We start from the raw sequence: 14,057 nt of genomic DNA, 5'->3' as shown, positions 1-14,057 counted from the left end.
TCGTACTGTCGCACCGCCTGCCGCGCATGGGCACCGGCGCCATGTAGGGGCAGTCCGTTTCCAGCACCAGCCGGTCTTCCGGCACCGCCGCCAGCGCACGCCGTGCCTTTTTGGCATTGGAAAAGGTCAGAATGCCGGTGAAGCCGATGTACATGCCCAGCTTCAGCACCTGCTGCGCCGTCTCTGCGCTGCCGGAAAAGCAGTGCACCACACCGCGGGGACGAAATTCCTCCAGAATGCGTATGTAATCCTCTGTGGCATCCCGTGCGTGGATGATGACCGGCAGATCCAGCTGCTTTGCCAGATCCAGCTGCTCCCGCAGCAGGATGATCTGCTGTTCCCGGTCGTATCCCGCATAATGGTAGTCCAGCCCGATCTCCCCGATGGCGACGACCTTGGGCTGTGCCGCAAGCTTCTCCAGCTGTGCCAGATAGTCCGCCGGCTGGCTTCCGGCAGTCTCCGGATGGATGCCCACAGCAGCGTAGAGAATTTCGTGGGCGTGCGCCAGTGCGATGCCGGCGGCGCTGTCCTCCATGGTCGTTCCGGCGAGGACAGCGTGGACAACCCCATGCTCCGGCAGAGTGCGCAGCACCTCCTCCCGATCCGGCGCAAAGGCATCGTCTGTGTAATGGCTGTGGGTATCAAAAATGGCATGCGGCATAGACAAAATCTCCCCTTCTTCAACATATTCACAAATCGTACTTGCAATTTCGGCTTCTGTGTGCTATACTTAAAACTGTTTTCATCTGCTGCGCTGCAGCAACGGCGCAGACCGGTTTTGAAACGATATGACAACAGCAGTTTTCAAGCCTATTCATATCTGGTCAATTTTTATCATAGCATATTTTATCAAAAAATGCAAGCGCAGCCGAAGCTGCGAAAAAGGGAAGGTTTTGTCATCATGGAATTGGAACAACAAAAACGCTACCGTGCATGGGCAGAAATTGATTTATCCGCACTGGAGCACAACGTTCGCACCGTACAGAGCATGCTGCCGCAGCATACCCAGTATATGGCGGTGGTAAAGGCAAACGCCTACGGTCACGGCGACGAGGCGATCTGCAAGAAACTCTGGGAGCTGGGCGTGCGCTGGTTTGCCGTTTCCAATCTGGAGGAGGCGCTCTCCGTGCGGGAATACTGCCCCTACGGAGAGATCTTCATTCTGGGCTACACCCCGCCGGAATTTGCGCCGGAGCTGGCACGGAACAACATCATCCAGGGCGTTCTCTCGCTGGACTACGCCCGCCAGTTGCAGCACTTCGCCCACCAGCCGGTGCGCTGCCACATCAAGCTGGACACCGGCATGGGACGCATCGGGTTCCGCAGCAGCACGCCGGAGGACTGCGCCAGGGAGCTGCTTCCCCTGTTTGAGCTGGAGCGTCTCTCCATCGAGGGCATCTACACCCACTTCGCCGTGGCAGACTCGCCGGAGGCAGACGACATCGCCTACACACAGGCGCAGGAGGACTTCATTGTCAGCGTCTACGACAAGCTGGCAGAGCTGGGACACCCCGTCAAGCACCTGCACTTTATGAACAGCGCCGCATCAGTCACCCGTCCCAACCCCAGAGCCACACTGGCACGCATCGGCATCATCATGTACGGACTGGAGCCAAACTATCCGGTGCACGTTCCCATGGAGCTGCGCCCCGTCATGTCCCTGCGCAGTGTGGTGTCCCACGTGAAAACCGTGGAGCCCGGCGCATGCATCAGCTACGGCAGAACCTACACCGCCCCCGCACCCCGCACCATTGCCACCGTCACCATCGGCTATGCCGACGGCTACGCACGGCTGCTCTCCAACAAGGCCTCTGCACTGGTGCACGGCAGGGCATGTCCCATTGTGGGAAGAATCTGCATGGATCAGCTGATGCTGGATGTCACCGACCTGCCGGAGGAGGTCAAGCCCGGCGATGTGGTCACTATGTTCGGCACAGACGGTGATGCCTCCATCACTGCCGATGAGCTTGCTGCCCTGTACGGCACCATCGGCTACGAGATCGTCTGCGGCATCTCCAAGCGTGTGCCGAGAAACGTCCTGCACTAATTATGTATCACGGAATCACCCATGCAGATGAGGCAGTACCTTCTCTGCAATAACCCCGCTCAAGAACCTGTTTCGCATCTTCTGACATCTCCGTGTCCAGAAGCACGAGGCAGGCTCTTAGAAGTTGTTCTCACGGAAAAAACAACTGTCTTTTCGGCAAGTTTTAAGAACAGCTGCGTTAGAAATTCCTGCCATGCGAAAGCATGCCTGCGAATTCCTGCCTTGCCGTTTTCAAAATTGTGCTCAAAAATCCATGTGCATTTCTATAAGAACAACTTCCTGCAAAACATCCAAAAGAATTTGCGAAAAATTTTCTTGTTTTCTGTAGAATTCACAAGAAAAAAGTTATACAATAAAGATTCTAAGAATTTCTAGGAATCTCTAGGAAACGGAAAGGAGTACCCATCTGTGAGTGAAATAACTGCAATCCCGTATGCCATCGGCATTGATATCGGATCGACAACGGTAAAAACGGTGGTGCTGGATGAGGAACATCATGTGTTGTCCTCCAGCTATGAGCGGCACTTCTCCAAGGTGCAGGAGACCGTCTGCGGAAAGCTGGGCGAGCTGGCGCAGCAGTACCCCGCCGATGCCATGCGTGTCAGCATCACCGGTTCTGCCGGTCTGGGGCTGGCGCAGGCGGCGAAGCTGCCCTTTGTGCAGGAAGTCCACGCCGCATTTCTCGCCGTCAAGGAACGCTGTCCCGAAGCCGATGCCGTCATTGAGCTGGGCGGCGAGGATGCCAAGATCATCTTCCTCACCGGCGGTGTGGAACAGCGCATGAACGGCAGCTGTGCCGGCGGTACGGGCGCTTTTATCGACCAGATGGCAACGCTGCTGGATGTCAGCGTAGACCAGCTGGATCAGATGGCACTCCGCGCGGAAAAAGTGTACCCCATCGCCTCCCGCTGTGGTGTTTTCGCCAAGTCGGACATCCAGCCCCTCCTGAATCAGGGCGCGCGGCGGGAGGACATCGCCGCCAGCATCTTTCAGGCAGTCGTAGACCAGACGGTTTCCGGTCTGGCACAGGGCAGACGCATCCAGGGCAACGTGCTCTTTCTGGGCGGCCCGCTGTCCTTTTTGCAGGGGCTGCGCAACGCTTTCACCAAGACGCTACAGCTGGACGGGGAACACGCCCATTTTCCGGAGGACGGCAGAACCTTTGTCGCCTACGGCAGCGCCCTGTCCGCCTGCGCCCTGCCGGATGCCTACACTCTGACGCAGTTGCAGGAGATGCTGGCGCAGGCACAGACGCAGACAGCGCTGGTGGCAGACAAGCCCCTGTTCAGCTATCCGGAGGAATACCAGCGGTTTCAGGAGCGCCACGCCGCCCACGATGTGGCACGGAGCGACTACCGCACCTATGCCGGCAAGGCGTATCTGGGCATTGATGCCGGCTCTACCACCACCAAGATCGTGCTGCTCTCGGAAAACCACGAGCTGCTCTATGATTTCTACGCCTCCAACAAGGGACAGCCGCTGGACTGCATCAAACGGGAGCTGTCCGCCCTCTATGAGGGGCTGAGTCCGGACTGCACCATCTGCGGCAGCGCCGTCACCGGCTACGGCGAGGATCTCATCCGTGCCGGACTGGGCGTGGACTTCGGCATTGTGGAAACCGTGGCGCACTTCAAGGCGGCATCGTTCTTCTGTCCGGAGGTGGACTTCATCATCGACATCGGCGGCCAGGACATCAAGTGCTTCCAGATCAAAAACCACAGCATTGACAGCATCATGCTGAACGAGGCATGTTCCTCCGGCTGCGGCTCGTTTATTCAGGCGTTCGCCGTGGCGCTGGGCTACGACATCGCCGACTTCTCCAGACTGGGGCTGTTCGCCGAGCATCCGGTAGACCTGGGCTCCCGCTGCACCGTTTTCATGAACAGCAGCGTCAAGCAGGCGCAGAAGGACGGCGCAACCATCGAGGATATCTCCGCCGGTCTGTCCGGCTCTATCGTCAAGAACGCCATCTACAAGGTCATCCGTGCCCGCAATCCCGAGGAGCTGGGACAGCACATCGTGGTACAGGGCGGCACATTCCTGAACGACGCCGTGCTGCGGTGCTTTGAGCGGGAGATCGGCCACGACGTTATCCGGCCGGCGATCTCCGGTCTGATGGGCGCATTCGGCGCAGCTCTCTATGCACAGGAGCGCTCCAGCGGCACCACCACCCTGCGCAGCGCAGAGGATCTGAAAAACTTCTCCTACACGGCAAAGGCTGCCACCTGCAAGGGCTGCACGGCGCACTGTGCCCTGAGCATCATCCGGTTCTCCGACGGCGGACGGTTCATCTCCGGAAACCGCTGTGAAAAGGGTGCCGGCAAGAAAGAAGCGGAGCAGCTGCCCAATCTGTTCGAGTGGAAGTACCGGCACATCCTCTCGCTGGCAGAGCACCAGCCGGAAAAGCCCAAGGCAACGGTGGGACTGCCGCTGGCGCTGCACTACTACGACCAGATGCCCCTGTGGCACACGTTCTTTACAGAGCTGGGATTTGCCGTGAAGTTCTCCGAGGAGAGCACACGGAATACGTATTATAAAGGACAGAGCACCATTCCGTCCGACACGGTCTGCTATCCGGCAAAGCTGACGCACGGTCACATTGAGAGCCTGCTGGAACAGGGCGTGGACTTCATCTTCTACCCCTGCATGAGCTACAACATCGACGAGGGCGATTCCGACAATCACTACAACTGCCCCGTTGTGGCGTATTATCCGGAGCTGCTCATGGCAAACTGCGAAAAACTGACGGACAGCAACTTCCTGCACCCGTTCCTCGACCTGAACCGCCGCAGCCATGTGGTCAAGGTGCTCCACACCATCTTCGCCAAGTACGCCTCGAAAAAAGAGGTGGAACAGGCGCTGGAACACGGCTTCGCCGCACTGGAGCAGTACCGGAAAGACATTGTTGCCGAGGGCGAGGAGATCGTCCGGCAGGCACGGGAGGCAGGCAGGCAGATCATCGTGCTGGCAGGCAGGCCCTACCACATTGACCCGGAGATCAACCACGGCATCCACAAGCTCATCGCCAGTCTGGGGCTTGCCGTCATCACCGAGGACAGCGTGGCGCATCTGGCGCAGACACCGGAATTACAGGCGCTGAACCAGTGGACATACCACTCCAGAATGTACCGTGCTGCCAAGTACGTCACCACCCAGCCGGATATGCAACTGGTACAGCTGGTGTCCTTCGGCTGCGGCATCGATGCCATCACCACCGACGAGGTGCGGCGGATTCTGGAGGACGGCGGAAAGCTGTACACCCAGCTGAAAATCGACGAGATCAGCAATCTGGGTGCCATCAAGATCCGCCTGCGAAGCCTGATCGCCGCCATGGAACAGACACAGAAGCAAAGCTCCGCCGAATCGGAAGAGACATAAATCACATCGCATGGACACACCATCCCGAGCATTCCAAGGAGGTACCCATATCTTATGGCATATGCAAAATTCACACCGGAAATGAAGAAGACCTATACCATTCTTGCACCCAACATGCTCCCCATTCACTTCCACCTGCTCATTCGCATTCTGGAACAGTTCGGGTATCACGTGGTACTGCTGGAGTCCACCTCCCGCACTGTGGTGGAGGAGGGACTGAAAAACGTCCACAACGACACCTGCTATCCGGCACTGCTGGTTGTAGGACAGTTTATGGAGGCGCTGAAGAGCGGCAAGTATGACATCGACCACACCGCCCTGCTCATCACCCAGACCGGCGGCGGATGCCGTGCGTCCAATTACATCCATCTGCTGCGCAAGTGCATGGCGGAGCAGTTCCCGCAGGTGCCGGTCATCTCCCTGAACTTCGCCGGACTGGAAAAGGACAGCAGTCTGGAACTGACACCGGCGCTGTGCATCAAAATGGTCTACGCCGTCCTGTACGCCGATCTGCTCATGACGCTGTTCAACCAGTGCCGTCCCTACGAGCTGAACGAGGGCGAGTCCCAGCAGGTGCTGGACGCATGGCAGGAGAAGCTGCCCAAGCTGTTCGAGAGCAACAAGTTCCTCTCCGCCGAAAAGACCTACGCCCAGATTCTCAGGGACTTCGCTGCCATCCCCCGCAGCAAGAAGCCCAAGATCAAGGTGGGCATCATCGGCGAGATCTACGTCAAGTATTCCCCGCTGGCGAACAACCATCTGGAAGACTTCCTCATCTCCGAGGGCTGCGAACCCGTTGTGCCCACGCTGCTGGAATTTATCCTGTACTGCGCTGCCAACAGCGAGACCAACAGCCACCTGTATGACTACAGGAACTTCAAGACGCTGGCGTTCGGGCTGGGGTACAAGTTCCTCCACAGCAAGCAGGTGCAGATGATCCGGGCGATCCAGAAGCACGGCGAGTTCACCCCGCCCCACGACTTCGAGGATCTGCGCCGTGCCGCAGACAAGTACATCAGTCAGGGCGTTTCCATGGGGGAGGGCTGGATGATCACCGCCGAAATGGCAGTGCTGGCGGAAACCGGCACAGAGAACATCATCTGCACGCAGCCGTTCGGCTGCCTGCCGAATCACATCGTGGCAAAGGGCATGGCACGCACCATCAAGAACGCCTACCCCAACGCCAACATTGTGGCGATCGACTATGACCCCGGTGCAACCAGAGTCAACCAGGAGAACCGCATCAAGCTGATGCTGGCAAACGCCAAGCTGGAGAGCCACTCCTGATTCCAAGCAGCAACGCATCAAAAAGGCGAACGGAACCGCATTCCGCTCGCCTTTTGTCATATGCAACAAGAATTTTGGTTAAGAGCTCGTGTTCATAGGCGTCTATCTACGTCTTTTCGGCAAATTTTGTTGCATACTGCGTGAAAAATTCTTGCCATACGAAAGTATGCCTGCAAATTTTTGCCTTGTCTGCAAAAAAATTTGCTCGAAAATCCGCATATATTTCCTATGAACACAAGCTCTAAGCTTCCTGTACCGCAGCGATGACACGCTCCGCCATCTTCCTGGGGGATACGCCGCCGGCGACCACGCAGGAGGCATTGGCACGGTACACTGCCGCACGCTTTTGAAAAAGCTGCTCCAGTTCCTCCTTGGTGCTGCGCTGCACAATGGGGCGGTTGGTGTCGCCCTTGATGCGCCGATAGCAGGTGTCAAAGGACTCGTCCAGCAGCACCACAACGCCCTCTTTCCGGGCAGCTGCTGCGCTGTCCGGATTCAGCATGGCACCGCCGCCGCAGGCGATGACCGCCTGTGTGCCGCAGAGCGTCCGGATCGCCTCTGCCTCGATCTTCCGGAAATACGGCTCGCCGTCCTGTGCGAAGATCTCCGGAATGCTGCGTCCCTCCTGCTCCACCAGATAGGCATCGGTGTCAATGAGGGGCAGCTTGAGCTGCCTGGCAACCAGTTCTCCCACGGTGGATTTGCCGCAGCCCATAAAGCCGCACAAAAAAATCGCTTTCATGCGCCCTCCTCAGTGTGTGCCATTCTGCTGGTCGATGGTCTGTTCCATCTCCCGAATGATGGTGTCGATCTGCTCCTGGGTATAGCTGTCGCCGTTCCAGATCTCGTGGGCACGGACTGCCTGCAATACCAGCATGGCTGCGCCGCCCTTTGCGGTCTTGCCCTGCGCCAGCGCTTTGCGGAGGAACAGCGTCTTGGTAGGATTATAGATCACGTCAAAGAAATAGTCCGCCTGATCAATCAGTTCGTCAGAAACCGGACAAGCGTCCACCTTGGGGAACATGCCAACCGGCGAAGCGTTGATGATGACATCGAACTTCTCGTGAATCTCTGCGGTCACGGCATACTGCACTCTGGCACCCGGCATCTGCTGTTTTGCCTCCTGAATGAAGGTCTCCACCAGCTTCCGATCCTGCGGGATGATGCCGATGGTCAGGTCTGCACCGCTGCGCAGCGCCTCGGTGGCGATCATACGTCCCACACCGCCGCAGCCGATGAGAAGCACCTTGCCGTCCATGGGATAGTCCTTCACGGACATGGTGAAGCCGTCGCAGTCGGTGTTATAGCCCACCAGCTTGCCGTCTACGTTTGCCACGCAGTTGACGGAGTCGTAGCGTCTGGCGCTCTCGTCCAGCCGGTCTACCATGGGGATGACTGCCATCTTGTGGGGAATGGTGATGTTAAAGCCCTGTAAGCTCCGGAGAAACGGTTCTTTTTCCAGCAGGTGCTCCGGTGCGATATCGGTCAGGGTGTACTCTGCCTTTCTGCCCGCCATGGCAAACAGCCGCTCGTGGATAAACGGCGACATGGAGTGTCCCAGCGGGTGTCCGATCAATGTGTACTGTTCCATTATTCCAGAACTCCTTCCAGTGTCTCACAGTTCTCGCAGTTCTTTGCGGTAACACCCTTGAGCGTCTTTTTCACCAGACCGGTCAGCACGTTCTTCGGGCCGAACTCGATGTAGCGTGTGATGCCGGCTGCCTGCATGGCTGCCAGCTCATCGGTGAAGCGTACCGGCGAAACAATGTGCTCTGCCAGTGCCTTGGGCATATCGGAGAAGTCTGTGCGCACACCGCCCAGCACGTTGGAGTAGAACGGCACCTTCGGTGCGGCAAACTTCACATCCTTGACTGCCTCATAGAACGCATCGGCTGCCGGCTGCATGAACTTGGTGTGGAATGCGCTTGCCACAGCCAGCATCACGGTTCTGCCCTTCTGCGCTGCGCACGCCTCGGCTGCCTTTTCCACAGCGGCACGGTCGCCGGCGATGACCGTCTGAACGGCGGAGTTATAGTTTGCCGGGACAACATAGCCCTCGGTCTCGGCACAGATGCGCTCCACCTCTGCCGGCGCCAGCTTCAGCACAGCGCACATTGCCCCGTCTGCTGCCGCAGCTGCGGCATCCATTGCCTCGGAACGGGCCTTGATGACCTTGAAGCCGTCCTCCAGGGACAGCATACCGGCAGCAACCATTGCGGCGTACTCGCCCAGCGAATGGCCGGCAACGGCGTCATACGTAAAACCTCGCTTCTTAGCTGCCTCCAGGCATATCAGAGAGGTCGCCATAATGGCAGGCTGTGCGTAAATGGTGCGCCCCAGCGTCTGTGCGTCAGCATCTGCAACAATGGCGAACAAATCAAAGCCCAGCGCCTCGGATGCTGCCTCATAAATGGATTCCAGTTCGGCATCCTGCTTTACCAGATCCAGTCCCATCTTTTCATACTGGGAACCCTGTCCCGAAAAAAGTGCGATCGTTGTCATAATATCTGATCCTTTCTCATGGAGATGTACAAACCTGCACAAATATCCACGTTAAATTTTGTGCAAAAAATAGTATTTCACTTTTTCTACCTCGAAAAGTTCCCGTTTTACATTGCAAAACGCTGTAAAATCATCTATAATAGAAGAGTGTGTAGCCGCAAAGCCTGCCGGGATATCTCCACAGGACGGCAATACTATTTTTGCAGACCGCATCCGGCATTTTTCGCCGGTGCGGCCCCTGCTTCTATCATAACACAAAAAAGCAAAAGAAACAATAGGACGCACCGAATTTTTTTCAGCGGCAGCGCATTTCGGGATCTTTGCCGGCGCAGCCTGCCGCCGGTGCGCCCTGTGAACGGAGGAATTTTTGGCATGGGCATTCATGTTTTAGGCACAGGCAGCTATACCCCTGAATTTCAGGTGACAAACGACGATATGGCAAAAATCGTAGAAACCAACGACGAGTGGATCCGGACACGCACCGGCATCGGCACACGCCATATTTCGGATGGCGAGCCGACCTGGTACATGGGCGTTCAGGCAGCCAAGCGTGCCATTGAGGCAGCGGGCATTGATCCGGCGGAGATCGGTCTGCTGATCGACACCACCATTACACCGGAATACTGCACACCCTCTATGTCCTGCATCATTCAGGGCAAGATCGGCGCTGTGAACGCAGCCTGCTTCGATCTGAACGCAGCCTGCTCCGGCTTTGTCTATGCCATGGACACCGCACACCGCTTCCTGAAAACCGATTCCTCCATCCGATATGCGCTGGTCATCGCCAACGAGAGTCTGTCGAAGATCACCAACTACAGCGACCGCTCCTCCTGCATTCTCTTCGGGGACGGCGCTGCTGCGGCACTGATCGAATACAAGGAAGATGCTCTGTACACCAGCCATCTGGGCGCAGACGGCACGGGTGCCAAGTATCTCTATGCCCACAGCGCCCTGCCCCAGTCGCCATTCGTAAAGCCGGAGCGTCTGGCAGAATACGATGACGGCATGGGTCCCGGTCCGGAGGGCTGGGAGCACACCATGCTGCAGGACGGCAGAGAGGTGTACAAGTTCGCCACCCACGCACTGGCAAAGGCGGCAACCATGGCAGCCGAAAAGATCGGCTTCGACCTGAATGATCTGGACAAGATCGTTCCCCATCAGGCAAACATGCGCATCATCGAAACTGCCATGAAGTTCCTGAAACAGCCCATGGAAAAGGTCATCACCAACATTGAATACCACGGCAACACCTCCAGCGCTTCGATTCCCATCGCTTTTGATGAGGCGATCCGTGCCGGAAAGATCCAGCGTGGCGAAAAGGTGTGTCTGGTGGGCTTCGGTGCAGGTCTGACCTATGCCGCACTCATTATGGAATACTAATACATTTTAATCAATCAATCCCAACTGGAAAGGATGTATCTCGATATGGAAACCAGAATTACCAAACTGCTGGGGTGCAAGTACCCCATGATTCAGGGCGGCATGGCGTGGATCGCCGAGAGCACACTGGCTTCGGCAGTGTCCAACGCCGGCGCAGTCGGTCTGATCGCAGGCGGCAGCGCCCCCATCGACTATCTGCGGGAACAGATCCGCACTTGCAAAGAAAAGACACAGAACCCCTTTGGCGTGAACATCATGCTCATGAGCCCCAACGCCGATGATCTGGCACAGCTGGTCATTGATGAACACGTGCCCATCGTCACCACCGGCGCAGGCAACCCCGGCAAGTATATGGACGCATGGAAGGCAGCCGGCATCAAGGTGATTCCGGTGGTTCCGTCTGTGGCGCTGGCAAAGCGCATGGAACGTGCCGGCGCTGATGCCGTTGTTGCAGAGGGCACCGAGTCCGGCGGACACATCGGCATGAACACCACCATGTGTCTGGTGCCGCAGGTCGTGGATGCGGTAGACATTCCGGTCATCGCTGCCGGCGGTATCGCAGACGGCAGAGGTATCGCTGCGGCATTCATGCTGGGCGCTGAGGGTGTCCAGCTGGGCACACGGTTCCTCGCCACAGAGGAATGCCAGATCTCCCCGAAATACAAGGAGCTGGTACTCAAGGCAAAGGACACCGACAACCAGATCACCGGCTTCTACTCCGGCAGCCCCTGCCGCGGCATCAAGACCAAGTACACCAAGAAGCTTCAGGCAATGGAAAAGGCAGCCTGCCCGCCGGAGGACTTTGAGGCAATGACCGTCGGCTCTCTGCGCAAGGCAGTGGTAGACGGCAACGTGGACGAGGGTTCATTCCTGTGCGGTCTGATCGCCGGTATGATCCACGAGATCAAACCCTGCAAAGAGGTTATCGACGAGATGTGGGCACAGGCGTTCCGGTTACTGGGCAAAAACTGAGTTGAGATAAAGGAGAAATTACCATGGCAACAGCATTGATCACAGGTGCTTCTCAGGGCATTGGCGCATGCATCGCCAAGCGTCTGGCGAAGGACGGTTATAATATCGCAATCAATCACTTCCCCAGCGATTCCGATAAGGCAAACGCTGAGAAGGTCGCAGAAGAGTGCCGCAGCTTCGGCGTAGAGGCAGAGCTTTTTGCCGCAAACGTGGCAGACTATGCCCAGTGCGAAGCAATGACCAAGGCAGTAAAAGAGCGTTTCGGCTCGATCGACGCACTGGTCAACAACGCCGGCATCACCAAGGACGGTCTGATGGTGCGCATGTCTGAGGAGCAGTACGACGCTGTCATCGCCGTCAACCAGAAAAGCGTGTTCAACATGATGAAGCTGGTGGGCGCTGTCATGATGCGCCAGCGCCACGGACACATTGTCAGTCTGGCATCCGTTGCCGGTCTGTACGGCAATCCGGGACAGATCAACTATTCCGCATCCAAGGCTGCCATCATCGGCATGACCAAGACCGTGGCAAAAGAGCTGGGCTCCCGCAATGTCACCGTCAACGCCGTTGCTCCGGGCTTCATCAAGACACCCATGACTGACGCTCTCACCGAGGAACAGCGCAGCAAGATGCTGGAGCTGGTGGCAATGAAGCGCTACGGCGACCCGCAGGAAGTGGCAAGCGTGATTTCTTTCCTGTGCTCTGAGGATGCAAGCTATGTCACCGGTCAGGTCGTTGAGATCTCCGGCGGACTGATGATGTAAGGGGTTTCCCGTAACCCCCCCTCCACCAGCTTCGCTGGTCCCCCTCCCCCTTTCCGGGGAGGCAAGCTGAAAATGCTTTCAGAGCTTGTATGCATAAGAAATATATGCGGATTTTCGAGCAAATTTTTTTGCAGACAAGGCAAAAATTTGCAGGCATACTTTCGTATGGCAAGTATTTTTCACGCAGGATGCAGCAAAATTTGCCGAAAAGACACTTGTATACGCTTGTGAAGACAGGTTCTAAGAATTGAGAAACAAGCTTGCCGCACAGCTGCGGCAGAGAGCGAGGAACTATGAAAAGAGTAGTCATCACCGGACTTGGCACAGTCAACCCGCTGGGCAGCACTGTGGAAAAGTTCTGGGAAAATGTAAAGAAGGGAACACTGGGTGTTTCCAAGATCGACAGCTTTGACACCACCGAACTGGGTGTCAGCGTTGCCGGTATCATCCGTGACTTCGATCCGGCGGAATACTTCGAACGCAAGGACATCCGCCACATGGAGCGGTTCACACAGATTGCCGTGGCATCGGCAGTTCAGGCGCTGAAAGATGCCGGCTCGGATTTCAAGGACATGGATCCGTACCGTGTGGGCACCATCATCGGCTGCGGCATCGGCGGCATCGGCAGAATTGAGGAAGAGCATGACAAGTACCGTGCCAAGGGTCCGGGACGCATCTCGCCGTTCTTCGTACCCATGATGATCGGCAACATGGCTGCCGGTCAGGTTGCCATCCGCACCGGCTTCCGCGGCGACAACTTCTGCACCACCACTGCCTGCGCCTCCGCAACCCACGCCATCGGCGAGGCGTTCCGCAAGATCAAGGACGGCTATCTGGATGTGTGCCTGTGCGGCGGCAGCGAATCCACCATCACAGAGTTCACACTGGGCGGTTTCCGCACCATGAAAGCGCTGACCACAGAGAGCGATCCGGCAAAGGCATCCACCCCGTTCGACCTGAACCGCGGCGGCTTTGTCCTGGGCGAAGGCTCTGCGGTACTGGTGCTGGAGGAATACGAACATGCCAAGGCACGTGGTGCCAAGATCTACTGCGAGCTGGCCGGCTACGGCGCAACCTGCGACGCATACCACATGACAGCTCCGGCAGACGAATGCGGCGCATCCTCCAGGGCAATGATCGAGGCGTACACCGAAGCCGGTTTGAAGCCGGAGGACATCACCTATATCAATGCCCACGGTACCTCCACCCACCTGAACGATATGCTGGAAACCAAGGCGGTGAAGATCGCTCTGGGCGAGGAACAGGCACGAAAGGTTAAGATCAATTCCACCAAGTCCATGACCGGCCACATGCTGGGCGGCACGGGTGCTGTGGAGGCAGTTGTCTGTGCGCTGTCCATCCGGGACAGCTTCATCCACCAGACCATCGGCTACACCACACCGGATCCGGAGTGCGATCTGGATTACTGTGTCGATGGACCGGTAGAAATGCCGGTCAGCGCCGCACTGTCGAACTCGCTGGGCTTTGGCGGACACAACGCCACCCTGTGCTTCAAGAAGTGCGTAGACTAAGGAGAATCAGACATGAGTGAAAAAATTTATGATATGGTGACGCTGGAAACCATCGAGAAGCTGGCCGACCTCGTCGCCGCAAAGGATCTGGGCGAGATCACCATCGCATCGGAGGACAAGTGCATCACCATCAAGGGCAAGAAGTGCCCGCCGCCGATGCCGCCTATGGGTGTCCCCATGGCTGCGCCGGCTGGC

11 protein-coding genes and 1 pseudogene are annotated in these 14,057 nt (G+C 57.3%); 8 read left to right on the top strand and 4 right to left on the bottom strand.

Annotation, left to right across the window (positions count from 1 at the left end):
• A partial coding sequence (locus QZL66_RS09165) for a TatD family hydrolase (RefSeq protein WP_293602150.1) occupies window positions 1–661 on the bottom strand: 661 nt, incomplete at its 3' end.
• A 240-nt stretch (window positions 662–901) separates the two neighbouring features.
• Here QZL66_RS09165 and alr point away from each other — a divergent pair.
• The 3 genes from alr (at window position 902) to QZL66_RS11975 (ending at window position 6,712) form a co-directional block, all read left to right on the top strand.
• Entirely contained in the window at window positions 902–2,047 is a 1,146-nt protein-coding gene (gene alr, locus QZL66_RS09160; protein ID WP_226942762.1) for an alanine racemase, read from the top strand.
• A 408-nt stretch (window positions 2,048–2,455) separates the two neighbouring features.
• On the top strand, window positions 2,456–5,425 hold the full coding sequence (locus QZL66_RS09155) for an acyl-CoA dehydratase activase-related protein (protein ID WP_022411415.1): 2,970 nt from the start codon (window positions 2,456–2,458) through the stop codon (window positions 5,423–5,425).
• Window positions 5,426–5,479: 54 nt separating this feature from the next.
• The gene (locus tag QZL66_RS11975; RefSeq protein ID WP_022411414.1) at window positions 5,480–6,712 is read left to right on the top strand and encodes a 2-hydroxyacyl-CoA dehydratase; all 1,233 of its coding nucleotides are present in this window, start codon (window positions 5,480–5,482) and stop codon (window positions 6,710–6,712) included.
• A 241-nt stretch (window positions 6,713–6,953) separates the two neighbouring features.
• Here QZL66_RS11975 and QZL66_RS09150 read toward each other — a convergent pair whose 3' ends face one another.
• Genes QZL66_RS09150 through QZL66_RS09140 form a run of 3 tightly spaced genes read right to left on the bottom strand, consistent with a single transcriptional unit; the run spans window position 6,954 to window position 9,214 of the window.
• Window positions 6,954–7,454, bottom strand: a complete 501-nt coding sequence (locus QZL66_RS09150; RefSeq protein ID WP_022411413.1) for a shikimate kinase — start codon at window positions 7,452–7,454, stop codon at window positions 6,954–6,956.
• A 9-nt stretch (window positions 7,455–7,463) separates the two neighbouring features.
• The gene (locus QZL66_RS09145; protein ID WP_022411412.1) at window positions 7,464–8,303 is read right to left on the bottom strand and encodes a shikimate dehydrogenase family protein; all 840 of its coding nucleotides are present in this window, start codon (window positions 8,301–8,303) and stop codon (window positions 7,464–7,466) included.
• On the bottom strand, window positions 8,303–9,214 hold the full coding sequence (locus QZL66_RS09140) for an ACP S-malonyltransferase (protein WP_022411411.1): 912 nt from the start codon (window positions 9,212–9,214) through the stop codon (window positions 8,303–8,305). Before QZL66_RS09140 ends, QZL66_RS09145 begins: the two co-directional genes overlap by 1 nt.
• A gap of 372 nt (window positions 9,215–9,586) precedes the next feature.
• Between QZL66_RS09140 and QZL66_RS09135 the strand changes: the two genes are divergently transcribed.
• From QZL66_RS09135 to QZL66_RS09115, 5 genes and pseudogenes are all read left to right on the top strand, one after another.
• Window positions 9,587–10,594 carry a beta-ketoacyl-ACP synthase III gene (locus QZL66_RS09135; protein ID WP_022411410.1) on the top strand — a complete coding sequence of 336 codons (1,008 nt, stop codon included), beginning with the start codon at window positions 9,587–9,589 and terminating at the stop codon, window positions 10,592–10,594.
• A gap of 45 nt (window positions 10,595–10,639) precedes the next feature.
• Window positions 10,640–11,566 carry an enoyl-[acyl-carrier-protein] reductase FabK gene (gene fabK / locus QZL66_RS09130; RefSeq protein WP_022411409.1) on the top strand — a complete coding sequence of 309 codons (927 nt, stop codon included), beginning with the start codon at window positions 10,640–10,642 and terminating at the stop codon, window positions 11,564–11,566.
• Between the two features lie 23 nt (window positions 11,567–11,589).
• Window positions 11,590–12,330 (top strand): 3-oxoacyl-[acyl-carrier-protein] reductase, encoded by a 741-nt coding sequence (fabG, locus tag QZL66_RS09125; RefSeq protein WP_022411408.1) that lies wholly within the window; start codon window positions 11,590–11,592, stop codon window positions 12,328–12,330.
• 293 nt (window positions 12,331–12,623) lie between these two features.
• Window positions 12,624–13,862, top strand: a complete 1,239-nt coding sequence (fabF, locus tag QZL66_RS09120; RefSeq protein ID WP_022411407.1) for a beta-ketoacyl-ACP synthase II — start codon at window positions 12,624–12,626, stop codon at window positions 13,860–13,862.
• Between the two features lie 12 nt (window positions 13,863–13,874).
• Window positions 13,875–14,057: pseudogene (locus QZL66_RS09115) on the top strand (acetyl-CoA carboxylase, biotin carboxyl carrier protein); the annotation flags it as partial.

Origin of the sequence: Ruminococcus sp. CAG:330, assembly GCF_000437175.1 — a bacterium.
Lineage (GTDB): Bacteria > Bacillota > Clostridia > Oscillospirales > Ruminococcaceae > Ruminococcus_C.
The sequence above is the reverse complement of the archived record's forward strand: the minus strand, read 5'-3'. Positions and strand labels throughout refer to the sequence as shown.

Bases quoted from the DNA above. Each gene is read 5' to 3' on its own strand.
- alr (WP_226942762.1), top strand. From the start codon at position 902: ATGGAATTGGAACAACAAAAACGCTACCGTGCATGGGCAGAAATTGAT.
- QZL66_RS11975 (WP_022411414.1), top strand. From the start codon at position 5,480: ATGGCATATGCAAAATTCACACCGGAAATGAAGAAGACCTATACCATT.
- QZL66_RS09150 (WP_022411413.1), bottom strand. From the start codon at position 7,454: ATGAAAGCGATTTTTTTGTGCGGCTTTATGGGCTGCGGCAAATCCACC.
- QZL66_RS09145 (WP_022411412.1), bottom strand. From the start codon at position 8,303: ATGGAACAGTACACATTGATCGGACACCCGCTGGGACACTCCATGTCG.
- QZL66_RS09140 (WP_022411411.1), bottom strand. From the start codon at position 9,214: ATGACAACGATCGCACTTTTTTCGGGACAGGGTTCCCAGTATGAAAAG.
- QZL66_RS09135 (WP_022411410.1), top strand. From the start codon at position 9,587: ATGGGCATTCATGTTTTAGGCACAGGCAGCTATACCCCTGAATTTCAG.
- fabK (WP_022411409.1), top strand. From the start codon at position 10,640: ATGGAAACCAGAATTACCAAACTGCTGGGGTGCAAGTACCCCATGATT.
- fabG (WP_022411408.1), top strand. From the start codon at position 11,590: ATGGCAACAGCATTGATCACAGGTGCTTCTCAGGGCATTGGCGCATGC.
- fabF (WP_022411407.1), top strand. From the start codon at position 12,624: ATGAAAAGAGTAGTCATCACCGGACTTGGCACAGTCAACCCGCTGGGC.